The organism is Burkholderia cenocepacia (genome assembly GCF_014211915.1).
Taxonomy (GTDB): Bacteria; Pseudomonadota; Gammaproteobacteria; order Burkholderiales; family Burkholderiaceae; genus Burkholderia; species Burkholderia orbicola.
This window is the reverse complement of record NZ_CP060042.1, coordinates 61,248-86,639: the sequence shown is the minus strand read 5'-3', so window position 1 is coordinate 86,639 and position 25,392 is coordinate 61,248. Positions and strand designations below refer to the sequence as shown.

Sequence of the window (25,392 nt, the reverse complement as noted above, 5' to 3'; positions counted from 1 at the left end):
ACGCGGACACCGTTAGGTTGATGACACCGCATTACGCCTGAACTCGCGAGGCGAGCGGTATTTCAGGGCTTTGTGCGGGTGGCGCTCATTGTAGTGTTCAAACGCGATAGCCAGACGCGAGAGCGCTGTTGGTGCGTCAGACTTGTCCATATAGGCGACGTAATTGTCCTTCATGGTCTTCACGAACGATTCCGCCATGCCATTGCTCTGCGGCGAACGGACCGGTGTGGTCAGCGGCTCAAGACCCAGTTCGCGAGCGAAGCTGCGCGTGCGGTGGTCGATGTAGGCCGAGCCGTTGTCCGTCAGCCATTCAATGGGCTGCGCGGCCTGCGTGGTGCCGAAGCGCTGTTCGACGGCGGCCAGCATCACGTCGCGCACCACATCACCGCTATGCCCGCCGGTCGTTGCTGCCCAGCTAATCGCCTCGCGGTCGCAGCAGTCCAGCGCAAACGTCACGCGCAGCGGCGTACCATCGTCGCACCGAAACTCGAAGCCATCGGAGCACCAGCGGGTGTTGCTGCGGTCCACCGCAACGCGACCGTCATGTCGCCGCTTATCTCGCCGCACGCCAGGGCGGCGCAGCAGCAACTGATGCTCCCGCATGACCCGATACACGCGCTTGACGTTGATGCACGGCGCACCGCTCTGCTCCCGACTGCGGCGCAGCAGCGCCCAGACACGGCGGTAGCCGTAGGTGGGAAGGTGCGCCACATGGGCCTGAATCTCCTCGACCAGCCCGGCATCGTTGGTCACGCGGGCACGGCGACCATCGCGCCAGTCGGACGAGCGAGCTCGCTTCACCGCCACGGCAGAGCGCGCCACGCCGAGAACTTCGCAGACCGTCTTCATCGGTCGTCCCCCGGCAGCAAGGGCGAGCGCGCAATCAGGTTTTTTGAACGGCCCCATTCCACGGCTTCTTTCAGGATTTCGACCTCCAGCGTCTTCTTCCCAAGTAGCCGTTGCAGTTCCTTGATTTCCTTGATGGCGGCGGCCAGCTCAGATGCCGGCACAACGGTTTCGCCTGCCTTCACCGCCGCCAGACTGCCTTCCTGGTATTGCTTGCGCCAGCCGAACACTTGGTTGGCGTTGACGCCGTGCCGACGTGCAACGGCCGACACCGACGCTCCCGGCTCCAATGTTTCCTGCACGATGGCGATTTTTTCTTGCGCCGTGCGCCGACGACGGCGCTCCGGCTCGGTCAGAATTTCGATGCTTTCCACGTAATGACTAGGCTTACTGATAGGCACAAGACTATCCCTTATTTTAAGAGAGTCCTCGTGTCCTCAGATACGTGGGGCCGCTCCAACCAGTTTCCGACGCTCCGGTTCCGCGAGCTCGGGAACATCTTCCCATGAGAGTTCAGACAACGCGTCGTACAACGCCTTTCGGTCCCGTCCGAGTGTCCGCAGTTCCAGCATGAGCTCATTCATTGCTTGCCCCTGCTGGATGAGGAACGCTGGGCCGGTGCTGAAGAAGCGGCAGTTTCCGCACCCGCCTTCAACGGGAGAATAGTGTCTGATTACCTTGTCAGGATCTTCCTCCTCGGATGGAGTGCCGATGTGGCATGCATTGCCGCCCACCGGACAAATTCCACCTGGCACCGCCTTCCAACTTGAGTAATGTGCGAGGAGATCGTCGTCTCGGTGACGAGTGTAGCGTCGATTAAAAGTCCAGAGAGATTGTTGCGAGGCCAACGAGTCTCTGTAGCCGTCCCACTCATGGGCTACGCCAGTTCGCTGCAGAGATTCGACCAGCTTTGCCCTGAAGGCGCCCGGTTCCGCTTTGCTGTAGTACATCGTCATGACCGCGGTGGCATGACCGGCGATGAACTCCTGCACGATGCTCACAGGAACGCCCATCTCGATCAGACGAGAAATGCCCGCGACCCGCAATCCGTGGATCTCGTATATGCTGGCCCGCCCCTCGTGGCTGGCACTTGACGCCCCCGCTTGAGTGAGTTTCACGGTTCGTCCTTCCGCTGCAAGACGTTTTTCGGTTTCGAAAGAAAGGGCATTGAACAGTTTGGCGAGTCTTCCGTGTGAGACCGGCAGGTAGTACCGCGTGTGCTTGCCATCGCTCTTGTAGAACTCCGTGCTCAAATCCGCGAACAGCGGCGTGAATGCCGGTAGCAAGTCAAGATACTTGTCATTCACATGGAGTCTGTCGGAAATCGAGTCGCTGAAGGAGACGGGCAGCGGATCAGGATGATATCGATTCATCCACGCTATCTGACTTGTGAGTAGTGCGTACGGGCGGTTCAACCACCGAGCGGTCTGCGAGGCGATGCTGGAATCGTGATCTTCGCGAATGTTCGGCCACGGCAGTTCATATCCACGTCGGCTAGACGGATCCCACATCTGGGTTTTGTTGGTGTTGATGAAAATCCCGAGCTCTTCCTCCGCCATCGGTCGAGCGCGTCGTGGCTTACCTCAAGGCGAAGAAGATGGACATTATTGCCTACGAGCTTGTCGCGGAAGCGATCGCTACAACACCACCTTGCCGAGAGCGTGCTGCGGATTTGCTTGGTGGGCTTGCGTGCGCCTGCGCAGGAGTCGATGACACAAGGCGTTTCATTCGCGATGACGATGGCTTGTGGATATTTCAACCGTGACCGTTCGAGCATTCACCGGAGGGGCTGGGTGTGGCAAGACGCATCAATTGATGCGGTCGCTGGTCGAGCATCTGGAGGCGACGCCGCTGCAAGACGGGCAGAAAGTGCTCGCTTTGACTTTCATGCACGGCTCCCGCCGGCGGCTGGAAGAGCGGTTGGGGCAACTGCAAATCCTGAAGGGGCGCGTAGAGTGCTCGACGATCGATAGCTTTGCTAGGCGCTTGGTTCGGAGGTGGTTGTCTCTCGCCGGTACGCTGGGATTTGCCAACATTGACCCAGAACAGTACGAACAGGTGTGCGATGCTGCAGGAGCGCTTCTACAGAACAGAGATGTCTGCAGTTGGGTAGTTGCCACTTTCCCCGTCCTCCTGGTGGATGAGGCACAGGACATGACGGAAAGTCGTCTCCGTATTGTTGAGGGATTGGCAAGTCGATTGGAAGTCTTTGCGGCAGCTGACGAATTTCAATGCCTTAACGAAGACCTCCGACCCAATCCGGCATGCGCTTGGCTCGCTCAAGTGTGTGACGCAGAGGAGCTTACTCAACCTCGCCGCACGAACGAAGCCGAGCTAATCGATGCGGCTGCCGCGATTCGTCGAGGTGAAGCTCAAGAGTATTCATGGTTGCCTCGACAGCGAGGCCGCCGCTAGCAGGTGCATGGCTCAACTCGAACCTCTGCTGGTATGGAGGAGGTAAGAGTGTCGCCATAATCACGCCGACTTTAGGCGCGTTTGCTCAAGCGACTATGGAATGGGCTGCTCGTAATACAAATTCAAGAGGAGCTGGACCGTATTCTGTTCCGTGGGAAGAGTCTGAGGTAAAGGCTGGCGAGTGCTTCTTGGACAACATCGCTTTTCAGGATACGAACGATATCGCGGCGGTGATCGCTCTTCTTGTCGCTGCGGGCGATTTTCGGGCTACCCAAGATATCGGCGACTGGATGGACATGCAGCGACGGACACGTGGCAAGACATCCTTCGCCAAGGACGAGATCACAGGTGCGATAAAGCAAGTATTTGCCCGTCGACGTCGAGCACTAAGTGACGGTGAAGGTGGTTGGAAGGGCATGACAGTTCATGGTGCCAAGAACCGCGAGTTCGACAATGTCATCGTGCTTTGGCCGGCGGCAGTTGGAGGTAGCGCTGATCAAAGTAAGCGCGCAGAAATGGGCGTCTAGCACTCAGCGATCTGAGCGTGCAGGCTATGTCCACTGATTTTCAGTGGACACCTTATGACAGAACAACATTCAGAAACGTCGGGCCTGAAGGTCGTCAGCGTTGGCATAGACGGTAAGCGTCGATTCGATCGGCATACCAAACGCCGACTCGTCGAGGCTTGCCTGGAGCCGGGAGCATCAGTCGCAGGACTCGCACTGCAGCACGGCGTTAATGCGAATCTCCTGCGCAAATGGATCAAGCTGCATCAGCAACGGCTCTCTGAGGATTCGACGCAGTCGTCGACCGCAGAGTCGGCATTCGTGCCGGTCGTTATGGTTAGCAGTGAACAGGCGCTCGTCGAGCACAATTCCGTCAGGTCTTCATCGTTGGCCGCGACCGCTAGTTCGCCAGCAAATGCAGCGGCCGCGTCGACGCTGACGGCGCAGATGCCCAACGGCATCACGCTTAAGCTCGAATGCGGCAAGAACGACGCAGCGCTTCTATCAGTGATGATCGAAACACTGGGACGGTGTGATGTTCCGGCTAAGCGATGAGCTGAAGGTCTATGTGCACCGGGACGCCGTTGACTTCCGTAAGAGCATCAACGGTCTTGCAGCCATAGTCGAGCAGTCGATGAAGCTCGATCCATTCGAGCAGGCCGTGTACGTATTCAGCAATCAGCGCCGCGATCGCATCAAGATGCTGCTGTGGGACCGTAACGGCTTCTGGCTGTTGATGAAGCGGCTCGAGCAGGATCGTTTCGTTTGGCCGCGTAAGGAAGCGGTGCTCAAGCTCAGAACCGAGCAACTGCATTGGCTGCTCGACGGCATCGATATTGAAGCGATGCGGGCGCACCCGACACGCTATTATCAGCGCGTGACGTGAAACGCGAGCCAGCATCGCTGGTCTAATCCGGCGATGCTGCCATCATCCTCATCTCCCACCGACGAACTGCAGGCGCTGCGCGCAGAACTCGCTGCCATGAAGAGCGAGTTGCGTGTGGTGACGGTCGAACGCGACTTGCTGCGCGAGAAGCTCAAGGCCTTTCAGCGGCAGTTGTTTGCCGCCAAGAGCGAAGTGCGCGGCGCCGAGCAACGCGACCTCTTCCTGAACGAAGCAGAGGCGGGCGCAACGGGATCTGAACCGGCGCAAGAGGCGCAAACGGAACAGAGCATCGAGGTTGGCGCACACGAGCGCAAGAAGCGTGGACGCAAACCGCTAGATCCGATGCTGCCTCGCGAGGTTGTGCGTCATGAATTGCCGGAATCAGAACGCGTTTGTGCACACGACGGGCATGCGCTCGTCGAGATCGGCGCCGAGATCAGTGAGCAGCTCGATATCGTGCCGCAGCAGGTTCGCGTCATTCAGCACCAACGAATCAAATACGCGTGTCCTTGCTGCGACCTCGGCATCAAGGTGACGCCGGCGCCGGCTCGCATCATTCCGAAGGGGTTACTCACTGAATCGGCGCTTGCATGGGTAGTCGTGAGCAAGTTCGCTGACGCTCTGCCGCTGTATCGAATCGCCGCGTTGCTACACCGTTTCGGCGGCGATCTCTCGCGTGGCACGCTGGCAGCCAGCGTGGTGCGCGTCGGTACCGCAGTGCAGCCGCTCATCAACTTGATGCGCGATCACTTGCTTGAGGCCGACATCGTCTACGGCGATGAGACAACGGTGCAGGTGCTGAAAGAGCCAGGCCGTGCCGCACAACGCAAGAGCTACATGTGGGCACAGATGAGCGGCACCGGCCCACCGGTTCGATTGTTCAGTTACAGCTCGACGCGCAGCGCGGCACAAGCCGCGGCGCTCTATGCTGGCATCAAGCCCGGCGCGGTGTTGATGACGGACGGCTATGAGCCGTACAACGATGTCGCCGACACTAACCAACTGGTGCATCTTGGCTGTTGGGCGCACGCACGTCGCTACATGATCGAGGCCGAGGAGAATCTCCCAAAGGCGCAACGTGGTCGCGACCATCCCGTCAGCGAATTCATTCGACTGATCGGGCAATTGTTTGCGATCGAATCGCGCTGCGAAGGGCTGACGCCAGAGAAACGGTTGCTGACGAGGCAACGCGACAGTCGTGCGATCCTTGGGCAAATCGAGGAACTGCTTCTGCGTCAGTTGCATGCAGTGTTGCCGCAAAGCGCCTTTGGCAAAGCGCTTCACTACATGCAGGGTCAATGGCCGAAGCTCATTCGCTATGTCGAGAACGGCGCTTGGCCGCTCTCGAACAACGCCTGCGAGAACGCGATCCGGCCATTCACCGTCGGGCGAAAAAACTGGCTCTTCTACGACACTGTCGCTGGAGCGAATGCTGCTGCCAACCTGTATTCGCTAATCGAAACGTGCAAGGCGAACGGCGTCGAACCGTACGGCTATCTCGTCGCGCTGTTCAAGGCACTGCCTCTCGCAAACACCGGCGACGACTACGAGGCGCTATTGCCTTGGCGCCTCATCCCCTCCGCAGACTGACGCACAGCCGGTCGCTGAGAGCAAGCCACGTGGCTTATTGCGCGCTTACGATCAAAAGCGTCGACTGCTCTACAACGCAGTCACCCGTGCGAAAGAGCGTTGCCTCGTGCTGGTGCAGGTAGCGGCGCACCTTAATCAGGCGCCGTTTGCGTAACTGTAACGTACGCCGGACGATAGCCGCGACCGGGCGGCCGCCCGACCCGGTTACACTGCGTTGAACGCACAATGACCACGTAATCGGGGGCACCATGACACGATCAGACGACTCGGACTGTCCGCATCCCCAAGTAATTTTCCCCAGTTTTTTGTCTGACGGCGCCGCGGTAGCGGCGCCGTCCTGTCGATCGCCGACCATATCGCCCTGGAGATCCGTCGTGGGGGTGTCGGTGGTCGAGCTGGAGGAAGTGATGACGATTCTGGAATTGCATCGGCAAGGGCTGAGTATTTCGGCCATCGCTGCTCGACCGAGTATGGACCGCAAGACCGTTCGTAAATACATCAGGAATGGCGTTCAGGCGCCGCGTTACGGTCCGCGCGCACCGCGACCGTGCGTGGTCGATCCGTTCGTCCACTACGTCACCGAACGTGTCCGCGAGTTTCCCGACCTGAGCGTCGAGCGTCTGCTGCGCGAGATTCGAGCCATGGGTTACGCGGGCGGCCGCACGGCGCTGGGCGATCTCGTTCGGGAGGTCCGCCCCCACGCCAGCGCGGCTTCGAGGTGCGCTTTGAGACGCCTGTGGGGCATCAAGCGCAGGTGGATTTCGCCCACTTCAATGTCGAGTTCGACGACGCGCCTGGCCAGCGACGTTCGATCTGGCTGTTCTCGATCGTGCTTGGACACAGCCGTTATCTCTGGGGACGCTTCGTCGAGCATCAGGACCTGCAGACCGTCCTGCGCTGCCACATGGAAGCGTTCGAGCACCTCGGCGGCGCTCCGCGCGAGATTCTGTACGACCGGATGAAGGCGGCTGTGCTGGGCGAAGTCGAGAAGCACATCGTCTACAACGCGAAGCTGGTCGCGTTTGCGCAGCACTACGGCTTCGCGCCGCGCGCCTGCAAGGCGTATCGCGCCAAGACCAACGGCAAGGTCGAGCGGCCGTACCGCTATATCCGGCAGGACTTCTTCCTGGCGCGTCGCTTCCAGAATCTCGCCGACCTGAACCGACAGTTGCGCGAGTAGTTCGACACTGTGGCCAATGTGCGCGTGCATGGCACGACGCACCGCGTCGTCGCCCTGCACTTCGGTGAGGAGCGCCCCGCACTGCAGGCGTTGCCGGCCGGCACCTTCAACGGTGTGATCCGGCTCGAGCGGCGCGTGAGCCACGAAGGCCTCGTCTCGGTCGGCGGCAATTACTACAGCGTGCCCGATCGTACACGCAAGCGCACGCTCGACGTCCATAGTCTGGCTCACGAGATCCGCATCTACGAGGACGGTGAACTGCTGGCGGTTCATCCCGTGCTGGAAGGCCGACGACGAACCTCGCTGCTGCCCGGTCATCGGCGTGCAAACCAGCGTAAGCAGCCGGCACGGCACCCCGTGCCATCGGTGACGGCGAGCGTGGCTCGCCGGCCCCTGTCGTTCTATGACCAGGTCGCAAGACGTCTCGCAGAAGCCGGGAGGACCGCATGAACAGCATGCCTGCCTCGACACTGGAGCGCATCCGGCGCTATCTCGTCGGCCTGCGCATGCCGCGCGCGCTCGAAACGCTGGATGCCACCCTGAACCGCTTTGAGCAAGGCGACAGCTCGATGCTCGAAGTGCTGGAAACGTTGCTGGGCGAGGAGTTCACGACACGCGAGACCCGCCGCATCCGGATGGCGCTGCAGACCGCGCGGCTCGGCACGATCAAGACGCTGACCGGCTACGACTTCAGCTTCCAGCCCAGCCTGGATCGCGATCGCATCATGGCGCTTGCGCAGCTCGAGTTCATCGAACGACGGCAGACCGTTCACTTCCTGGGGCCGCCCGGCACGGGCAAATCGCACCTGTCCATTGCGCTGGGCGTGGAAGCCGTGCGCGCCGGCAAGAGTGTCTACTTCGGCTCGCTGGCCGAGATCGTGAACTCGATGGCCAAGGCTGAGCGGGAAGGCAACCTGGCGCAGCGCGTGCGCTTCCTTGCCCGCAACAGCCTGCTCATCGTCGACGAGATCGGCTACCTGCCCATCGGCTCCAACGGTGGCAACCTGTTCTTCCAGCTCGTCAACGCCTGCTACGAGCGCTGCGCGATCATCCTGACGTCCAATCGCAGCTTCGGTGAGTGGGGCGACGTGTTCGGCGATAGCGTGGTGGCCGCGGCGTTGCTCGACCGGCTGCTACACCACGCGATCGTCGTGCAGATCGAAGGCACATCGTACCGCCTACGAGAACACGCCGATCTGCTGCCCGACCATCTGCGCAATCGTCCGTCTGCGCAACAGTATGAATTGCGCGACAGTCGGTCAGTGTGACAAAGCAAGCCAACGCAATTGCCGAAGCGGTGAATATTTTTTATTGGCAGACTCGGACGCGACCATGCCAGTTCCGAGGTCGAGCCTCAACGCGTCAATCGCCCCGCCTCTTGATACCGCCGGTCAACAATGAGATCGCGGTACGCAGTAGATCGTCAATGTGATCGACATCCAGTCGAAGGCTGTCGGGGCGCCACATCAGGCTGAAAATGCCATTCATCATTGCCCACAGCGCAGTCGACGCGTGTTCCGGATCGACGTCTGCATCCACCCACCCTTCGTCGATACCTCGGCTGATCAATGCGGCCAATTTGGCGTTTTGCTGTCTGATCAGGGCAGCAATGCGCGCGAGCGCCTCCGGCTCATTCGGTGGTTCGACAAGGATACGGAACTGGTGCGGGCGCTCCTTGGCGAACCGCGCGTACGCAGCTGCCACACAACGTAGTTTCGTCTCCACATCGCCATCAGATGCATAGGCCGCGTCCATGTACTCGCGGTTTTCTTCCAACGCGCGCTCTGCTACGGCAATGAGCAGCGCGGAACGGCCACCGACACGGTTATAGAGCGTCTGCACTGCGACATCCGCCCGGGTCGCAACCGATTCAGGCGTGACCGCGGCTAATCCGCCCTCCGTCAGCAAAGTCTCGGCGGCTTGCAGGATCGCCAGGCGGGTCGCGGCAGCCCGACGCTGAGTTCTCGATTCCATACGGGGGTTTACCTCACTAGATGGATCGCATTACAAAGTTAGAATGCATTACAACATTGGATCGAAATCTATTCTCGCACACCTTGGGGACACATGGCCGGGCGAAAAAATGTCGAGTTCGTAGCAGGCGGCCGCGGAGAACATTGCCGTGGCTGGCTGTACGAGCCTCGCGGGACGGGCCCGTTTCCTGTCATCGTGATGGCGCACGGGCTGGGTGGAATCAAGGAAATGCGGCTCGATGCCTATGCGCAACGCTTTTGCGCGGAGGGCTACGCGTGCCTCGTGTTCGACTATCGACATTTCGGTGCGAGCGACGGCTCCCCTCGTCAATTGCTCGATATCGATCGGCAACTGGAGGACTGGTCGGGTGCGATCGCTTTTGCACGCGGGAACCGCAATCTCCGGCCGGATCAGGTGGTCCTGTGGGGGACCTCCTTCGGCGGCGGTCATGTGATTCTCTCCGCAGCACGCGACCGAACTATTGCCGCTGCCGTCGCGCAATGCCCGTTCACGGACGGGGTCGCGTCGTTGTTCGCGTTGAACTGGCGTAGCGCGCTCAAGGTTACCGCGCTCGCGCTATGCGATGTGCTGCTATCCCTCGTCGGCAGGGCGCCGGTGATGGTGCCGACGGCGGGTCCGCCCGGTTCCGGCGCGTTGATGACCGCACCGGATGCCCTGGATGGCTATCTCGCGCTCGTACCTGACGGTACTGCATTTCGCAATCAGGTCGCAGCACGCTTCGGCCTGAACATCGTTCGGTACCGCCCCGGTCGCAAGGCAGCCGACATTTCCTGCCCGATTCTATTTTGCATTTGCGAAGCCGACTCCGTCGCTCCGGCGGAGCCGACGAAACGGTATGCCAGCCGCGCACCCAAAGGCGAAGTGCGCGCGTATCGGGCAGGCCACTTCGACATCTATGTGGGCAAGGACTTCGAACAGGTGATCGCCGACCAGCTGGTGTTTCTCCGCCGTCACGTTCCAACGAAGCAAGGAGGCGCGCATGTCGACTTATAAGCTGGCGAACAAGGTGGTGGCCATTACCGGTTCCACCGGAGGCCTGGGATCGGCCTTGGCCGAAGCGCTGCACGCACGGGGTGCGCGCCTCGCGCTTTTCGATCTGGAGGCAGACACGCTCACTGCGCAAACTCGCAGCTTCGGCCACCCTTCCGACGTTCTTGGCTGGACCGCCGACGTCCGCGATTTCGAAAGCCTGGAAGCCGCAATGGCCAAGGCGGCGTATCACCTCGGTCAGATCGATGTGGTCATCGCAAACGCGGGCATTGACACCATGGCCCCGATGGCCACCATCGACCCGGCCGCGTTTGATCGTGTCATCGACATCAATCTCAAAGGCGTGTGGCGCACGTTCCGTGCCGGCTTGCCATTCGTCCAGCAACAGCGCGGGTACATGCTGGCGATTTCGTCAATGGCCGCGTTTGTACATTCGCCGCTACAGGCGTCCTATACGGCCAGCAAGGCGGGCGTGTGGGCGATGTGCGACAGCATCCGTCTGGAGCTTCGTCATCTGGGTATCGGGGTCGGCAGCGCGCATCCGACGTTCTTCCCGACGCCGCTGATGGACGATGTCGTCGCCGATCCGGCCGGCCGGGCATTGTGGGGAGGCAACGATCGAGGCTTCTGGAAGATGATCCCGCGCGAGCAGGTCGTGCGGGACATCGTGGCAGGCATCGAGCGCCGCGCGGACATGATCGTCGTACCCAAGATCAACACGATCGTGGCCAAGGCGCCCGGCTTCTTCAGGCGCTTCGTCGAACGCGCCGGCTTTCGCGGCGGGGACATTGAACGCGCCATCAGTCTGGCATCGGCAACTGGCTGGAACGATTCGGCCGCGAACGCTCCGGCGAAATGAATGGCAATCGGTGGCCGCGGGAACCGATCGGCTTCGCATGATCAGCGGAGCCGATGACCCGGCATCCATCGCCCCTTGTTTGCGCAGCAATGGAAAACCAATAGCAGAGGAGCAGTACAAAGTGGCTTACGATCTTCAGGAAAAAGTCGTGCTTATCACGGGTGCTGCAGGCGGCATTGGCGCTGCGACCGCGCGTGCGTTGCATGCATGTGGAACACGACTCGTTCTAACCGATGTGACGCAGGCTTCAGTGGACCGCCTCGCCGCGGAGTTTGACTCCGAGCGCACGCTCGCCTTGGCGCTCGATGTCACTGATGCGGCCGCCACCAAGGCGGTCGTGCAACGCGCCGTCGATAGATTCGGTCGCCTCGACATTGCGTTCGCCAATGCTGGCATCTCGTGGCACGATCTACCCGCCACCATGTACAGCTGCGATGAACAGGAGTTCGAGCGAATCGTCGAGGTCGATCTGCTCGGGGTTTGGCGCACGATCAAGGCCGCATTGCCGGAGATCCTGCGCAATCGAGGCCAGGTCCTGGTCACCTCATCGGCCTACGCATTCGTGAACGGCATGGTGAATGCGCCTTACGCAGCGTCCAAAGCCGCAGTTGAGATGCTCGGGCGTTCACTGCGCGCCGAACTGGGCGGCACCGGGTCCACGGCGAGCGTGCTCTATCCGGGATGGGTGGCGACAGCCATTGCCAAGGTCGGCTTTGGCGGAAATGCGCTAGCTGTGAAGCTTCAATAGGTTGTATCGATGGTTCATCCGGACTGAGTCTGGGAGACTGGAAGTCGCCAAACACCCAACCTTCCAGGAACCCAGCCGGATGAACACCCATAAGAATGCCCGACTCACTTTCGCACGTCGACTTGAGATGGTTCAGGAGATCACCGAATCCGGTTCGAGCGTGTCGCAAGCGGCGGCCGATCACGGCGTGACAGCACCGACTGTGCGCAAATGGCTTGGACGCTACCTAGCCGGCGGTGCGGTTGCGCTGGCTGACGCTTCTTCTCGACCGGCTCGCTCTCCACGCGCCATCGCCCCGTCGACTGCCTTACTGATCGTGGAATTGCGCCAGCAGCGCTTGCTGCAACGTCAGATCGCTCGACAGGTGGGAGTGTCGGCCTCGACCGTCAGTCGGGTGCTGGTGCGTGCCGGACTGTCTCGGTTGAGCGACCTGCAACCGCGTGAACCGGTTCAGCGCTACGAGCACGAGGCGCCGGGCGATTTGCTGCACATCGACATCAAGAAGCTTGGCCGTATCGCGCGTCCTGGCCATCGTGTCACCGGCAATCGGCGCGATACAGTGGACGGCGTTGGCTGGGAGTACCTGTTCGTCGCAGTGGACGATCACGCCCGGATTGCCTACACGGCAATGCATCCAGACGAGACGAAACGCAGTGCCGTGCAGTTCCTGCGCGATGCAGTGGCTTGGTACGCCGGACTCGGCGTGCGTGTGCATCGCTTGCTAACCGACAACGGTTCGGCGTTTCGCTCACACGAGTTTGCGCGAGCCTGTCAGGACCTGGGTATCCGGCACAAATTTACGCGGGCGTATCGTCCGCAGACCAACGGCAAGGCCGAACGCTTCATCCAGTCAGCGTTACGCGAATGGGCCTACGCATGGACATACCAGAGCTCGGCCCATCGCATCGAAGCCTTGGCGAGTTGGCAGCACCACTACAACTGGCATCGTGCCCATAGCGCCATCGGCGGCGTTGCGCCGATGGCCAGACTTCCCGCGTCGAGAAACAACCTCTTGACGCTTCACAGCTAGCGACGAAATTGATTGAAAAAGGGTTTCCTGCACCGTTGCGACGACCGATACAACCGGATGACGTCGCTAAGGCCGTCATAAAAGGGCTGCGAGCCCGCCAACCGCGCATCGTCGTCCCGTTCAGGTGGGCACCGTTTTCGTGGACGCGAGGGTTGTTCAACATTGTGACCGACTGGCATCTCGGGCGACAACATGAAATGCATCAGTTGATGCGCGAGCTCGAGCGCTGTCGAGACCGACAAAGCTAGCGTGTCGACGGCGCCGTCGTAGGAAAGGCACCCGAGTCAATGATTAGCAAGTTCCATTGTGGTCGACTCACCGTTAGAGCTGGCGATCACAGGTCTGAAATACCTACATTGGTCCTGGTCGTTCCGGCGGATCTCTTCCAGTACGTATCTGTACGAAATTGCGGTTCCTTATGGTTGGCGCTCTTTAGTGTTGGGTGCACGCGAGGCCGAAAAATAGGAACCGTTCTGAGGGAGAACAGGATGAACGCTGCAGAAAGGTCCTTACGTTCGCTGGTGGAAAAATGGCTTGCGCCAACTTCTTCGACGCCGGTTCGGGTGACCGAATTCAGTCGTGCGCCCTCGAATCTGACTCGCTATGTGCGTGTCGAGGTACTGCGACAGACAGGCCCGGTTGGAATGTTTTTCTTCCGACACGGTGATGGTTCGTGGCGCGTTTTTCCGCCTGAGACCGAACGATTAGCGATGCGAGCCTATTAGAGTTCAGCCAGGGGCGTATAGCGCCCCTCAGCCTCATGCCTCTGCCACGCCACGTTCAGCTCCCGGACAGCCCCAGCATTTTGTCGAAGAGGAACGTGGCGATGATTCCATATGCGATACCGTTGTTCGGCTTCGCAGTCGTGAATGGCGTAAACTCGCTATTCGTGTTGAATGTACGTACGATGTACGGACTCACGATGACGGTGGGCGTGACGATGATATTGGCGTCTACCCGTACTGCGTACTCGTTTCGACCCACGTTGTAGCCAGTGCCTCCGAAAGCAAGATTGGTCTGTTCAATAAAGTTTTGTTCCGATGCGGTGTTTCGCGTATAGATGACCCGTGCAGAAACAGTGTCGTAAGGCCGGCTCTTTAGAAGGCCCTTCGCGGTTAGGCCGAGCGTCCCGGTGCTCTCAAGCCCAGACGCGTTGTGTTGGTCGAAGCTGCTGGTGAAATTGCCAAATACGCTCAGCGAGAAGGCCCCCGGTGTGCCTGCAATATTGCCGTCCGGATGCCACACCACCTGTTTGCCACCAAAATAGATCCCGGAGCTTCCTTTATACGGCCCCGGCATTATCGGCCCCGGGCTTTTGAACGCGTTATGGCTGGCGCTGTTGTAGAAGAAGAGTAGTTCGTAATTTTTCGCGTAACGGTCCTGCTGAGGATTGGTCCTGTAAGTCACGTTGGTGAGGTAAGTATTGCTTTGTGGGCCTTTTGCCGACCAAGTCCAGCCATTGTTAAATGGGTAGTTTGCATCCGATTTCCAGAATCCTACCTGCGCGGTGATCTCGTTTGTGAACTTATAGAGGGTCGGCCGGGATTCGTGAAATTTTCGCCAAAATTGCCTTAAGCCGCTGATTCAAAAGAGAAATCGATGCTCGAATCAAGGGGTGGCGCCTTCCGGTGAAGATCCAGCAGATAGGACCCGAGGCGGTTGATGTGGTCTTTCCGGTACGGTGAGAGCGCCTGCAGCACATCGGCGTCGACCGGCAGCCCCTTCTCCTGCAGGACTTTGAGCCGCCGCGACATCCATTGGACGTTGTAGAGAATCACCATGTTCGCGACGAGCTGGTTGTACTTGATAACCTTGCGTTGCTCATGCCGGACGTTCTCGGCGATGACTTCGCCGCCGAACATCAGCCACTTCGCAAAATCGTTGAACTGCTCGCTCTTGTTCGTCGCCGCGTGAATGGTCTGGCGCATCTCCGGGTCGTTGATGTACCGCAGCAGGAACATCGTGCGGATCACCCGGCCGAGCTCGCGGAACGCAAAGTAAAGCTTGTTCTTCACGCTCTCGGAACCGAGGCGCCGCAGGATCGTCGACGGCGTCATCCGCCCCGCCTTGATCGAGATCGCCACGCGCAGCATGTCCGGGAAATGCCGCTCGATCAAGGTCCAGTCGATGCTCGCGCGAAACAGCGACTCGATGTTCTTGTAGCGCCGGCGCCGATCAGCCTTGAAGAACGTGAGGTCCTTGATGTCGCGGATGCGCGGCATGAGTTTGATGCCGAGCAAGTGTGCAAGCGCGAACACCGGCGCGCTCTGCGCGTGCGTGTCACCGTGCACGGTGTCGGGCTGCACCTCGGACGCGTTCTTGATCAGGCCATCGAGGATGTAGACGGCCTCGTGCACGCCGCACGGGATGAAATGGCTGAACAGCGCGATGTACTTGTCCGACACGTGGTAGTAGCCGATCCCGCCGTAGCCGCCGTACCGGATGTGGTATTCGGACAGCAGATTCTGCTCGTACAGATTCCACTTCGTGCCATCAGCCGACACGCGCTTGCCCGAGCCCCAGAACTTCGGTAGCGCGAACTGGTTGTAGGCGTTGATGACTTTCACGATCGCCTTGTCGAGGCGTTCCTCGGTCACGTATTTCAGGTTCAGCCACGCGACCTGCTTGCGGCTGAGGTTTTTCACCGAGCGTGCCGTCTGCGTCGGCCCGAGATTACAGCCGTAGCAAAACAGCGTCGTGATGAAGCGTTTTCGCGGCTCGTCGATCTTCGCCTCGAATCCGGAAAGTGGTCCAAACAGACGATGCAGGTCGAGCCACTGTTCCGTTTCGGTGAGGATATCCAGGATGCTGACAGGACGCATCGTCGCCTCCATCGCCTGGACGATCAGGGATTTGTTCGGTGGATCGGGCTTTTTCTCGAGCCGGTGGAGGATGAGGCCATGGTCCTCGCTGATTTCGACATGATCGTTCTCCGGGAAACCGGCGTCGACCTGGTCGGCCAGCGCGCCGAGTTCTTCCTTCAGTTGCTGCACGAAGGCCCGACTGTCGACCGAAAAATCGACGAGCTCGCTGTAGCGCGGCAGTTCCTCACGGAATTCATCCCAGGAGACTTGGTGCACACGCGGGTCGTCGTACTGGTCGCTGCCCACCACGTAGACATCCCCCGAATTCAGTTCCCGCATGATCTGGCTGAACACGCACAGCTCAAAATACTTGCGGTACAGCAAACGTGCGGACCGGCCCTCCGGAAGCACGCATCGCTCCCATTTTTCGGGAATCCAACCGAGCGGCAACTGTGCGAGATCGGTGTCGCTGAGCAACAGGTACTCACGCCGCGACGACCTGTACATCTTTAGCCAGTCGAGGGCCCTGAGCAACTCATCGTCCTGGGAGCTTGCCTTCAGTGGCAAACTCTCAACGCACTGGAACAGCAGTGAGCGCAGATTTCTGTACGGCACGAGCAGGAAAGGAAAGATGTGATTCCCGGCTTGTGCGATATGTTCGTTGCAGCGGATCAGCACGGCATCGGCATCGTCGTTCAATGCGGCACGCATCTGTGCGATGCGCACGGCTGCGGGCGTCTCGTCGTCCTGCAGCACATTCAGGACGTCACGGAACTGGCTGACGAGTGATTGCAACTGGTCGGCGTGTGCGAGCTGGTACTGCTGAAGTCGCAGCTTGCCGGTGTTCTCAAGGTTGCGCACGGTCTTGATGAAAATCTCGACGACATCGTCGAGCGCCTTTTGCCGCTGTGCGAGAACGAAGAGCACGGCAAGGGCATAGCGCTTGGCCGGCTTCAGCGCGCGCATCTCGTGGACGTCGAGCGCGCGGGCCTCTACGACGAACTGCATCCGCTTCGGCACGGACAGCATGTCGGGTACGGCCGGCAAGCCGTCAGCCAACGCGTTCATGGCTTGGATGTGCTCGAGAAAGCTCGCGACCTCGCGGGGCCCGGGGCGCTTCGGCTCACGCTTTAGTTCGTCCCAGAATGTTCTGCCGCGGCGGACCAGAAACAGATCGTCGAGTTGGGCTTTCCGCGCGTCATCGAGCGATTCGAAAAAGGCGCGGAAGGTCGCTTCGTGTAGCTGGCTGCGCGCGTGGCCAGCGATTCGGGAGAGCGTCGCGAGCGGCGGCAGCTCAAATCGCTGCCGCACAAGCTCTTCGAGCATCACGTTGATGATGTCCGGCAATTCCGCCTTGGTTCGGGCCGCGTGGGCCGCCACCTCCGCCAGCCATTCGAGAACGTGGCGATCGACGGGCCGAATCCGTACGTACTCGCGCAGAATCTTCTGGTGCCGGGATTTACTGCCAGACCGATCGTAACGGGCGAGTGTCGCACGCGTCAAAGGGCGTGCGGTGAGTACCGCGCACACGTGGTCGATGATCGCCGGCGGCACGTCGGTGATCACTGGCATATAGCCGAGCCGTTGCAGTAGCTTAAGTTGCGTGAGGATAAGCACGCGCGTCGGCGCTTGACGGAACTGGCCGAAGATGAATCGGATTTCTGCTGCGCTCGGCGTATAGACCGACCGAAGCTCCGTCTCATCGAGGTCGGCGGGCAATGCCGGATAGGCGGTTTCATGAATCTGACTCATAGCGTAGCAACGAATTCGTACTTATGTTGGCCAGAAACTTGGAGCCATACCGGCAATGCCACCGCAACACGATCGGCGCCACCGACGCCGGCGAACCGATCGATCTCGCGCCATGGCAACTCGTTGACCAGCGGACCGTTTCAATTGAGTGACGCTGTGCCACTCGCCTTGAGGGGGTGCGACAACATTTGAGCGGCTCGATCGCCGTCGCGTCCCGACGCGAGTACTTCCACCGTGCAGAGAGTCGTGATCACACCGACGCTAGAGCCTTTGGCGGTTCCTCAATATCAGGGATACGAAGGCGCCGGTTCACGGATCAGCCGCGTCGCGGAGGAAGTGCTGCCCCGCGACGCAAGAGATCGCGACCACTCAGACGTGGTTCTGGTAAGCAGGGTAATCGGTGTAGCCCTTGGAACCGACGACGCCATAGAACGTTGAGCGATCGCTCTCCGCGAGGGGCCATCCATTCTGCATCCTTTCGACAAGGTCGGGATTGGCAATATACGGGGTCCCGAACGCGATAAGGTCGTGATGACCCGTCTTCAACTCCGCTTCGGCGAGCTCGCGGTTAAACCCCCTGCCGCGATCAGCGTGCCCCGATAGGCCTCCCGGAAGCGGGCGATGAAATTGGTGGGGACTTCGACGCCGGTGATGGTGGGTTGATAATTCAGATGTACGTACGCCAGCTCTCGGTCATTGAGTGACGCCGCGACGCTCATCCAAGTTTCTTCCTCGTCCGCATACGGTTGCAAATCGTATAGACGTCCGAAGGGCGATACCCGAACGCCGACCCGACCGCCGCCGATCGCGTCTGCGATAGCATCGATGGTTTCGAGAAGGAATCGCTGTCGATTTACGATGGAGCCGCCATACTCGTCGGTGCGGGTGTTGAGTTTGCTGCTGAGAAACTGATCGAACAGAAAGGCGTTCGCCGCCATGAGTTCGATTCCGTCAAAACCGGCATCGATCGCTCGAAGTGCCGATGCGACGAAGTCTTTCGTTACACGCCGGACCTCCTCCGTACTCAGTGCTCGGGGAACGCTCGGTGCGACGGGACCGGCTTTACCAGGCTCGATCCAGGCATAGACGGTTGTGTTGGTCGCCGGCACTTCACCCGAGGACACCGGAGCGGCATTGCCGGGTTGGAGGGATGTATGCGACATTCTTCCGACATGCCACAGTTGCGCAAAGATCTTTCCCCCTTTCGCATGTACCGCGTCCGTGACTTTGCGCCAGCCGTTGGTCTGCTCGTCGGTGTACAAGCCGGGGGTATACAGATAGCCGCGGCCTTCGTCGGAAATCGGCAGGCCCTCGGTAATGATAAGACCGGCGGACGCCCGCTGCGCGTAATAGACGGCCGTCAGGTCGTTCGGAACGTTATCGACTGTCCGGGTGCGAGTCATTGGTGCCATGACCACGCGGTTGGACAGGATGGCGCCGGCCATGTCGTAGGAAGTGAACAATTTGCTCATCGTGCATCTCTATTGAGTAGGGAGCGCGGCGCAGCGTGCGTCGCGCGATTTCGGTCTGCTTTAGAAATGGCGTAAAACTACGCCTCCAGGATTTCCAGTTTCGGTACCATGCGAATGGCTCGCGAGAAATTCGCCAGATTGGCCGAGGTCTTGGTAACGATCTTGTGGAGTTCTTCGACTTTTTCACGCAGAGCGTCGGTGTGCAGGCGAACGACATAGCTCACTTGGTCGTAGCCCGGGTTGACGGTGTCGTCCAGGCCCAGCACGCCGCGTAAGTCGAGTTCCCCCTCAGTTTCGATCTCGAGACTGAGGAGTTGAATGCCCATTGCGGCTGCGTTGACGGCATAGCCCACCGACAGACACGCATTGAGTGCGGCCATAAGCAGTTCTTGGGGATTCGGTGCAGAGTTCTGACCAAGGAACTCGATGGGCTCGTCGGCCGCAATTTCGAAGTGACGTGGGTATTCCACTCCGAGTAGTGAATACCGGCTTACTGTCGCGACGGACCGCGTTTGGTGCTCCCATTTCGTCTTGACGTTGAACCGGGCGCTGCGCTTCACAGCATCCGTTGTCTCAGCGACACCCTGCGCAAATTCCTGCAGAGCAGCCACGTCGATGCCGTTCATTTTGTTGCTCATGTCAATACTCCTAAATGAATGCGCTGGTGCGCACGAATAAACTCGAGAAAACTTCTATACGACGGTTCGCGCCCGCCGAGTACTACTGACTCCGCTTTTTACGGCCCGGAAGTGTCGCGAAGCGTCCGCAAAATCAGGCAGTACAGCCATCGATACCGCAGCTTGCACCGACGATGTCGGCGCTCGGCTCGGCCACATCGACCGCCGCCTCGATCAGCGCTTTTTCGAACACGGCCACTTCGCGCGCGCCCGACAGCCGAACCCTGCCGTTGAATACGAAAAGAGGCACCCCATTGGCGATCCTGTTTGCCTCCCACTCGTCACGTTCGATTTCCGAGGCAATTTGAAGGGAGTCGAAATCCAACGGGATCTCGGATAGGCCCGCCTCTCGTGCAAGTGAGGCGAGCGCGTCTCTGTTGAAGATGTTGACGCCGTCGGTGGTAGCTGCCTGATAGAGTCGCTCGACGATTCGCTGTTTGTCCTCCGGCGCGTCGATGCTCTTGACCAGAGCATGTGCATCGCTGGTATCCCCAAAGCGCATGGTGTCGAAGTTGTAGATCAACCCTTCCCTGGAACCACTTTCGATGACCGCGCAAATCATCTGTTCTGCCGCAGCCGCGTTGCCAAATTTCCGATGGATTACCTCCCGAATGGCCACCGGCGCCATGCCTTTTGCAAGGCGGTAGGACTTCGGGGTGACGACTACTTCGATTTGCCCTTGCAATTCATGCGCGGCCTTTTCGAATCGCCGCTTGGCGATCCAGCACCAAGGACATGCGAAATCGGACCAAACTTCTACGCTGACTTTCTTCATGTTTCCGTTCCTCAGAGTCAAAAGGGCGGGCTGCCGAACAATCGGACTAGTCGGCCCGATACACCCAACTAGTTGGTAGGCAGAAAGGTTAAAAAATACGGAACCATGCCAAGCCGGACGACGGTTCCGAAGATTTCTGCCAAAACGATGTTGCTTTCGGGGCGCGACGCGCGCGACTAGATCTCCTCGACAATAAGTCGAATGATGTCGTCGTCGAACGAATCGTTCTCCTTCGTTGCCCAGTTGATGAAGCTGGCTCCTTCGAGGACGCTCAGCAGCAGAAAAGCCTTTTTCCTCGTACTGGCCCCGGGCGGAATCTCGCCGTTTGCCACGCCCTTGTCCAGAATTGCCGTCAGCCAATGGAGTTGCAACTCGAAAAACCGATGCGTGAGTTGCTGCAGCCCCGATGGAAGTGCGGCCATCTCGGCGGCCAGCGCGCCGCAAAGCGGCAGCAAACCGCCGTCGCTACTGGCACGAAAGGCAAGGAAAAATGCTCCCAAACGACCTTTCGCATCTGGATATTCGAGCTCAATGCGCTCGAACTCGCCGCGTACCCTCGTGACATACTCTTCGACGATGGCAATTCCCAGGTCTTCCTTCGTGGGGAAGTGGTGGTGAATGCTTGCCTTCTTGATTCCCACCGCCTCGGCGAGGTCCGCGTAACTAAACGCCGCGTATCCCCTGGTGCGCATCAGTCCTTCTGCTGCGTGTACCAATGCGTCCCGTGTCCCGATTGCCATACATTCTCCTGACTGTCTAAGCCCAACTAGAAAGTGCGCCATATCTGGCGATAGCTCAAGGCTGCCTACCAGTTGGTAGTCCGTCAAGCCCCCGCAGCGCCTATCGAACCCGTCTGCCGCGTCAAGGCGTAGCGTCGCCGGGCGAATTGAGCAACTTACAACTCCTCGTATGCCTCAAATGCACGAGCCGAGTAGACGTATGCCGCCCCTGCATTGAGAGCGATCGCGGTGCCCAGGGCCGCTGCGATTTCCTCTTTGCTGGCACCGGCCTTCTTCGCGGCGCCAGCATGTGCGGCGATACAACCATCGCAGCGAGTGGTGACGGCCACCGCCAACGAGATCAGTTCGTGCGTCTTGGCGTCGAGAACATCACTTTCCCGGGTCGCCTTCTCCAGCTTATGAAACGCACTGGCGACCGGCGCGTTCGCTTTGGAGAACGCACCCACACGCGTGATCAGCGCTGCCAGTTTGTCGGTCCACTTTCTTTCCATTTCAATTCACCCTGTCAATGCGTTGTGGAAAATTACTTTCCGAGTTTGCGAGCCGCCATGACACCGCCGTCCACATCCCAGACCGCGCCGGTGACCCAAGAGGCCTTGTCCGAAAGGAGGAAAACGATCGCCTCCGCAACGTCGCGCGGCGTGCCGTTTCGCCCGAGGGGGTGGAAATTATTGAAGTCTTTCAGTGCGCCATCCAACTGCTCGCCGGGAATGAACCGTTCGAAGATCCGGGTCTCCACGATGCCCGGGCTGACGGCATTGACGCGGATACCGTGTTCGGCCAATTCCGCTGCAGCGTGCCGTGTCAGCGCGTCCAGGCCAATTTTGGCCATCGAATAGGCCGAGGCTGCGATGGTTTCGACGGCCTGCCTAGCGGCGACAGCCGTCACATTCACGATCGAACCCTGCGCCTTTCGAGCGACCAGCGACGCCGCAACCTGCTGGGTAATGAAGAAGAGCGCACGGTTCAAGCTGAGAAAATTGTCGTAGTCCGCCGGCGCATGCTCGAGGAAAGCCTTCGGGTAATAGATCCCGGCGGCATTCACCTGCAGGTCGATGTTGCTGTGTTCCTGCGCCAGTTTGGCGATGAGCGTTTGTACGCTGGCGAAATCGGAGAGATCCGCCGTAAGGGCGATCGCCCGCTCTTCTCCAGCGATTGCCGCCAGTTGCTCACGAGCCGCCTCAGCCTTTTCTGCTCGACTGCCCACGACGACTACGGTACCACCTTGTTCGGCGACCATCCGGGCAGTTTCAAGGCCGATGCCGCTCGTCCCGCCGACCACCAAGAGTTTGCGACCCTCAAATTGCATGCCTTGCATAGAACCTCCTGTTTTGAGTTTTTACCTACCAACTAGTTGGTTGAATCCTAGTCGGGACTTTTGGGCCTGTCAAGTCCTCAGGATTTGCTGTTGAATCCGCACCGAAGCGACTCAGTCAATGCGTGTCCATCTCAGGGCCCGCTCACCGTGTCGACTCGGTGGTTCAGTCGGCGCTTCCTGCGCGTCGGCATCTGTTTCCTTGGGGCAAAGCGGGTTGAGCCGATAAAGCTAGCCAATTCCGCGGGTACTGGCCGAGTAACGAGCGCGACTGAAAAGCGAGCATACGTGTACGCACGATGCTGGACTGATAAGAGTTATTATCTGCCCATCATCGAAATGCATCTAAACTGGCGATCATGAAAACGCGTGAGACCCGCTCCGTCGACGAGATCAAGCACGCCTTCCCTGACGAAGCGGAGCTTGCGGCACTGCGCAGCTGGTACGCCGGGCTGCACGCGCGTGCCGCTGTTGCCCGCTATCTTGGCGACCGGCGGGCATCCGGCGCGTCGTCGCGTAGCATCCTCGGCCGAATTCGCCGGCGGCTCGTCGCGTACGCGCGAGTGCGTCACCGGGAAGATCTCGCTGCTGCGTTCGTCGACCGTCCCTCAAACGCATCGGCGGACGTCGTTGCCCGGGCGATAGACGCGCTGCGTCATCTCCCCGTGCCCGAGCCGCACATCTCGGACGAAATCGGCGCATGGTTACCGCCACGCGTCGTCGCGGCCCTGCGGGCCCACGGCATCCGAACGCTCGCGGACCTGACCGTACGGATTCCGCGACGCCGCCGCTGGTGGTCAGCGATCGACGGTCTCGGCGTCGCCGGCGCGCGGCATGTCGAAGCGTTCTTCGCCGCGCATCCGGCGCTGACCGAACGGGCACGCGAGTTGATCGCCTCTGCACCATCCAGCGTCATCGTGCCGTGGGAGCAGATTCGCGTGCCGCATGAGGTCGACGGATCGCGCGGGCAGTTCCGGGCACCGCAGGTGGCCTGTCTGCTGAGCGCGTCGAACGACTATGAGGCCATCCAGTCCTGGCTTTCGCTTCACGAGTCGGCAGCTACCCAGCGCGCCTATCGGAAAGAGGCCGAGCGGCTGATCCTGTGGGCCATTGTCGAACGCGGCCGGCCGTTGTCGTCGCTGACGACCGACGATGCGATCGCCTATCGCGGTTTCTTGCGGCGACCAACGCCACGCGAGCGTTGGGTCGGACCGTCGCGGCCGCGGCACAGTGTCGAATGGCGTCCGTTCAGCGGCCCACTGTCGGCACGTTCGGCAGCGTATGCGCTCACGGTCCTGTCGGCGATGTTCCGCTGGCTGGTCGAGCAGCGCTATGTGCTGGCGAATCCGTTTGCGGGCGTCAAGGTGCGCGGTGCCGCGGCGCGTACGGGGCTGGATGTTGCCCGTGGCTTCACCGAAGGCGAGTGGCTGTTGATCCGCGCACTGGCTGACGGGCTGGAGTGGTCGTATGGCTGGGGCGCGCCGGCCGCGCACCGTCTGCGCTTCCTACTCGACTTCGGTTACGCGACCGGCCTGCGTGCCAGTGAGCTCGTCGGCGCCACACTCGGCGACATCCGGCGCGACGAACATGGCGATCACTGGCTGCACGTAATCGGCAAGGGCGGCAAACTCGGCAAGGTGGCGTTGCCTGCGCTGGCGCGATCCGCGCTCGATCAGTCTCTCGTACAGCGAGGGCTGCCGGTGACGCCGTCCCGCTGGGACCCAGCCACACCGCTGGTCGCGAACCTCGAGGAGGACGGCGCCGGCATCGAGAGTACACGGCTCTGGCGCGTGCTGCGGCGCTTCTTTCGGTTTGCGGCCGACGCGATCCAGGATGAACGGCCCGCAACGGCCGAGAAGCTTCGGCGCGCAAGCCCACACTGGATGCGGCACACACACGCGACGCACGCGCTGGCCCGTGGCTCCGAGCTGATCATGGTGCGCGACAATCTCCGTCATGCGTCGATCTCGACGACGTCGACCTACCTGCACGGCGATGAGATCCGGCGGGCGCGGCAGTTCGATCAGGCATTTGAGGCACGCAAAGTCTAGCGTACGGCCGACTCGATCGAGGGGCGAAATTCCCCTTATAGATCAGTTGGATAAGGCAATTTTGGCGAAAATTTCACGAATCCCGGCCGACCCTCTCAAAGCGACAAATCGATGGCGCCGGCAGCAGGCGGTTGACCGACCCTCCGTGACGATAACCGAGGCCACTGTTTGGGAGTTACGGCTCAATGATGTGCCGGCGGCTGAAGTGCCCGAGCACGTCGTCCGTCGCATCGAGCACGAACTCGCGCAGGAGCGGCAATGGGATCTGCGTGTCGCGTCGATCCTCAGCTATGCCGGCGCCGTGCTGTGCCAGCTCGCGTACACCGCACTGTGCATACCGCTCGCGATCTTCGCCTTCGCGGGCCTGTCATGGGCAACCAATCCGGCCGGGTTCGCGCATCTCGCGCATCAAATCCTGAACGCCAGCGAAACCGAACTGCGTGCTGTGGTCGACGGCCTTGCTTGGACCGCGATCGGCTTCAGCGGCATGGTGCTGGTGATGTGGCACGCCTTCGGGGGCGGACGCGGATCCCGGACGACTACAACGAAGCGTGGCACGAGGAGATTCGTCTCGCTGCGCGCATCGCCCCCCGCGGTGAGTTCACGCTGCACCTCTCGGGCCAGGTAGTGCCGGCTGGATTTCGCGTGACGCGAGGTCCGCGCCTTACCGTGCACTACTGGCCGAACAGTCGACGCAGCTCGCCTAATCGGCACGACGTCGCTTAACGGAAATCGTCCGCACAAATGAAAAACCCCCGTTG

At 60.3% G+C, this 25,392-nt stretch carries 22 protein-coding genes and 4 pseudogenes; 15 read left to right on the top strand and 11 right to left on the bottom strand.

The window, feature by feature from the left end:
• Positions 1–12: 12 nt before the first annotated feature.
• Positions 13–1,211 (bottom strand): IS3 family transposase gene (locus tag SY91_RS34500; protein WP_166488176.1). Its coding sequence is split into 2 segments (ribosomal slippage): positions 13–896 and positions 896–1,211, totalling 1,200 coding nucleotides; the frame shifts between segments, so codons are not numbered across the junction.
• A gap of 72 nt (positions 1,212–1,283) precedes the next feature.
• Positions 1,284–2,405, bottom strand: coding sequence for a site-specific integrase (locus SY91_RS34495; RefSeq protein ID WP_011695102.1), 1,122 nt, complete (start codon positions 2,403–2,405; stop codon positions 1,284–1,286).
• Positions 2,406–2,419: 14 nt separating this feature from the next.
• Between SY91_RS34495 and SY91_RS34490 the strand changes: the two genes are divergently transcribed.
• From SY91_RS34490 to istB, 8 genes and pseudogenes are all read left to right on the top strand, one after another.
• The gene (locus tag SY91_RS34490; protein WP_244097136.1) at positions 2,420–2,611 is read left to right on the top strand and encodes a hypothetical protein; all 192 of its coding nucleotides are present in this window, start codon (positions 2,420–2,422) and stop codon (positions 2,609–2,611) included.
• A complete protein-coding gene (locus tag SY91_RS35420) occupies positions 2,593–3,261 on the top strand; it encodes a UvrD-helicase domain-containing protein (RefSeq protein WP_244097137.1) in 669 nt (222 codons plus the stop codon). The genes SY91_RS34490 and SY91_RS35420 overlap by 19 nt, the downstream gene beginning before the upstream one ends.
• A 188-nt stretch (positions 3,262–3,449) precedes the next feature.
• On the top strand, positions 3,450–3,788 hold the full coding sequence (locus tag SY91_RS35415) for a hypothetical protein (RefSeq protein ID WP_134258050.1): 339 nt from the start codon (positions 3,450–3,452) through the stop codon (positions 3,786–3,788).
• Between the two features lie 54 nt (positions 3,789–3,842).
• On the top strand, positions 3,843–4,322 hold the full coding sequence (gene tnpA, locus SY91_RS34480) for an IS66-like element accessory protein TnpA (RefSeq protein ID WP_011695105.1): 480 nt from the start codon (positions 3,843–3,845) through the stop codon (positions 4,320–4,322).
• On the top strand, positions 4,303–4,653 hold the full coding sequence (gene tnpB, locus SY91_RS34475) for an IS66 family insertion sequence element accessory protein TnpB (protein WP_011695106.1): 351 nt from the start codon (positions 4,303–4,305) through the stop codon (positions 4,651–4,653). The genes tnpA and tnpB overlap by 20 nt, the downstream gene beginning before the upstream one ends.
• A gap of 33 nt (positions 4,654–4,686) precedes the next feature.
• On the top strand, positions 4,687–6,243 hold the full coding sequence (tnpC, locus tag SY91_RS34470) for an IS66 family transposase (protein ID WP_011695107.1): 1,557 nt from the start codon (positions 4,687–4,689) through the stop codon (positions 6,241–6,243).
• Between the two features lie 374 nt (positions 6,244–6,617).
• Positions 6,618–7,873: pseudogene (gene istA, locus SY91_RS34465) on the top strand (IS21 family transposase).
• A pseudogene (gene istB / locus SY91_RS34460) lies at positions 7,870–8,655 on the top strand (IS21-like element ISBcen28 family helper ATPase IstB); the annotation flags it as partial. The pseudogenes istA and istB, both read left to right, overlap by 4 nt.
• A gap of 130 nt (positions 8,656–8,785) precedes the next feature.
• Here the strand turns inward: istB and SY91_RS34455 are convergent.
• A complete protein-coding gene (locus SY91_RS34455; protein ID WP_011695111.1) occupies positions 8,786–9,397 on the bottom strand; it encodes a TetR/AcrR family transcriptional regulator in 612 nt (203 codons plus the stop codon).
• Positions 9,398–9,490: 93 nt separating this feature from the next.
• On the opposite strand from SY91_RS34455, the gene SY91_RS34450 reads away from it, so the two are divergent.
• The 5 genes and pseudogenes from SY91_RS34450 (at position 9,491) to SY91_RS35655 (ending at position 13,770) form a co-directional block, all read left to right on the top strand.
• Positions 9,491–10,411 carry an alpha/beta hydrolase gene (locus tag SY91_RS34450; protein ID WP_011695112.1) on the top strand — a complete coding sequence of 307 codons (921 nt, stop codon included), beginning with the start codon at positions 9,491–9,493 and terminating at the stop codon, positions 10,409–10,411.
• On the top strand, positions 10,398–11,267 hold the full coding sequence (locus SY91_RS34445) for an SDR family NAD(P)-dependent oxidoreductase (RefSeq protein WP_011695113.1): 870 nt from the start codon (positions 10,398–10,400) through the stop codon (positions 11,265–11,267). The genes SY91_RS34450 and SY91_RS34445 overlap by 14 nt, the downstream gene beginning before the upstream one ends.
• Before the next feature lie 121 nt (positions 11,268–11,388).
• Positions 11,389–12,009, top strand: a pseudogene (locus SY91_RS34440) (SDR family NAD(P)-dependent oxidoreductase); the annotation flags it as partial.
• Positions 12,010–12,094: 85 nt separating this feature from the next.
• On the top strand, positions 12,095–13,045 hold the full coding sequence (locus SY91_RS34435; protein ID WP_011695115.1) for an IS481-like element ISBcen26 family transposase: 951 nt from the start codon (positions 12,095–12,097) through the stop codon (positions 13,043–13,045).
• Between the two features lie 488 nt (positions 13,046–13,533).
• Positions 13,534–13,770, top strand: a complete 237-nt coding sequence (locus SY91_RS35655; RefSeq protein ID WP_011695117.1) for a hypothetical protein — start codon at positions 13,534–13,536, stop codon at positions 13,768–13,770.
• Positions 13,771–13,825: 55 nt separating this feature from the next.
• Here the strand turns inward: SY91_RS35655 and SY91_RS34430 are convergent, their stop codons facing one another.
• The 8 genes and pseudogenes from SY91_RS34430 to SY91_RS34395 all read right to left on the bottom strand — a co-directional run bounded on the left by SY91_RS34430 (position 13,826) and on the right by SY91_RS34395 (position 22,574).
• Positions 13,826–14,557: a carbohydrate porin gene (locus SY91_RS34430; RefSeq protein ID WP_244097139.1), complete on the bottom strand. Its 732-nt coding sequence runs from the start codon at positions 14,555–14,557 to the stop codon at positions 13,826–13,828.
• Positions 14,558–14,616: 59 nt separating this feature from the next.
• On the bottom strand, positions 14,617–17,601 hold the full coding sequence (locus tag SY91_RS34425) for a Tn3 family transposase (protein WP_185921533.1): 2,985 nt from the start codon (positions 17,599–17,601) through the stop codon (positions 14,617–14,619).
• Between the two features lie 369 nt (positions 17,602–17,970).
• Positions 17,971–19,073 (bottom strand): annotated as a pseudogene (locus SY91_RS34420) (alkene reductase).
• Positions 19,074–19,150: 77 nt separating this feature from the next.
• Positions 19,151–19,711, bottom strand: coding sequence for an OsmC family protein (locus tag SY91_RS34415; protein ID WP_185921532.1), 561 nt, complete (start codon positions 19,709–19,711; stop codon positions 19,151–19,153).
• 133 nt (positions 19,712–19,844) lie between these two features.
• Positions 19,845–20,525: a DsbA family oxidoreductase gene (locus tag SY91_RS34410; RefSeq protein ID WP_185921531.1), complete on the bottom strand. Its 681-nt coding sequence runs from the start codon at positions 20,523–20,525 to the stop codon at positions 19,845–19,847.
• A 176-nt stretch (positions 20,526–20,701) separates the two neighbouring features.
• Positions 20,702–21,265 carry a TetR/AcrR family transcriptional regulator gene (locus tag SY91_RS34405; RefSeq protein ID WP_185921530.1) on the bottom strand — a complete coding sequence of 188 codons (564 nt, stop codon included), beginning with the start codon at positions 21,263–21,265 and terminating at the stop codon, positions 20,702–20,704.
• A 155-nt stretch (positions 21,266–21,420) separates the two neighbouring features.
• Positions 21,421–21,756 carry a carboxymuconolactone decarboxylase family protein gene (locus SY91_RS34400; RefSeq protein WP_185921529.1) on the bottom strand — a complete coding sequence of 112 codons (336 nt, stop codon included), beginning with the start codon at positions 21,754–21,756 and terminating at the stop codon, positions 21,421–21,423.
• 32 nt (positions 21,757–21,788) lie between these two features.
• Entirely contained in the window at positions 21,789–22,574 is a 786-nt protein-coding gene (locus SY91_RS34395; protein WP_185921536.1) for an SDR family NAD(P)-dependent oxidoreductase, read from the bottom strand.
• 365 nt (positions 22,575–22,939) lie between these two features.
• Between SY91_RS34395 and SY91_RS34390 the strand changes: the two genes are divergently transcribed.
• Both SY91_RS34390 and SY91_RS34385 read left to right on the top strand, forming a co-directional pair.
• Positions 22,940–24,631: a phage integrase family protein gene (locus tag SY91_RS34390; protein ID WP_011695127.1), complete on the top strand. Its 1,692-nt coding sequence runs from the start codon at positions 22,940–22,942 to the stop codon at positions 24,629–24,631.
• Between the two features lie 145 nt (positions 24,632–24,776).
• Entirely contained in the window at positions 24,777–25,259 is a 483-nt protein-coding gene (locus SY91_RS34385; protein ID WP_260632539.1) for a hypothetical protein, read from the top strand.
• The last annotated feature ends 133 nt before the right edge of the window (positions 25,260–25,392 follow it).

Bases quoted from the DNA above. Each gene is read 5' to 3' on its own strand.
- SY91_RS34410 (WP_185921531.1), bottom strand. From the start codon at position 20,525: ATGAAGAAAGTCAGCGTAGAAGTTTGGTCCGATTTCGCATGTCCTTGG.
- SY91_RS34450 (WP_011695112.1), top strand. From the start codon at position 9,491: ATGGCCGGGCGAAAAAATGTCGAGTTCGTAGCAGGCGGCCGCGGAGAA.
- SY91_RS34395 (WP_185921536.1), bottom strand. From the start codon at position 22,574: ATGCAATTTGAGGGTCGCAAACTCTTGGTGGTCGGCGGGACGAGCGGC.
- tnpB (WP_011695106.1), top strand. From the start codon at position 4,303: ATGTTCCGGCTAAGCGATGAGCTGAAGGTCTATGTGCACCGGGACGCC.
- SY91_RS34455 (WP_011695111.1), bottom strand. From the start codon at position 9,397: ATGGAATCGAGAACTCAGCGTCGGGCTGCCGCGACCCGCCTGGCGATC.
- tnpA (WP_011695105.1), top strand. From the start codon at position 3,843: ATGACAGAACAACATTCAGAAACGTCGGGCCTGAAGGTCGTCAGCGTT.
- SY91_RS34415 (WP_185921532.1), bottom strand. From the start codon at position 19,711: ATGAGCAACAAAATGAACGGCATCGACGTGGCTGCTCTGCAGGAATTT.
- tnpC (WP_011695107.1), top strand. From the start codon at position 4,687: ATGCTGCCATCATCCTCATCTCCCACCGACGAACTGCAGGCGCTGCGC.
- SY91_RS34495 (WP_011695102.1), bottom strand. From the start codon at position 2,405: ATGGCGGAGGAAGAGCTCGGGATTTTCATCAACACCAACAAAACCCAG.
- SY91_RS34425 (WP_185921533.1), bottom strand. From the start codon at position 17,601: ATGAGTCAGATTCATGAAACCGCCTATCCGGCATTGCCCGCCGACCTC.
- SY91_RS34445 (WP_011695113.1), top strand. From the start codon at position 10,398: ATGTCGACTTATAAGCTGGCGAACAAGGTGGTGGCCATTACCGGTTCC.
- SY91_RS34405 (WP_185921530.1), bottom strand. From the start codon at position 21,265: ATGGCAATCGGGACACGGGACGCATTGGTACACGCAGCAGAAGGACTG.
- SY91_RS35655 (WP_011695117.1), top strand. From the start codon at position 13,534: ATGAACGCTGCAGAAAGGTCCTTACGTTCGCTGGTGGAAAAATGGCTT.
- SY91_RS34400 (WP_185921529.1), bottom strand. From the start codon at position 21,756: ATGGAAAGAAAGTGGACCGACAAACTGGCAGCGCTGATCACGCGTGTG.
- SY91_RS34390 (WP_011695127.1), top strand. From the start codon at position 22,940: ATGAAAACGCGTGAGACCCGCTCCGTCGACGAGATCAAGCACGCCTTC.
- SY91_RS34435 (WP_011695115.1), top strand. From the start codon at position 12,095: ATGAACACCCATAAGAATGCCCGACTCACTTTCGCACGTCGACTTGAG.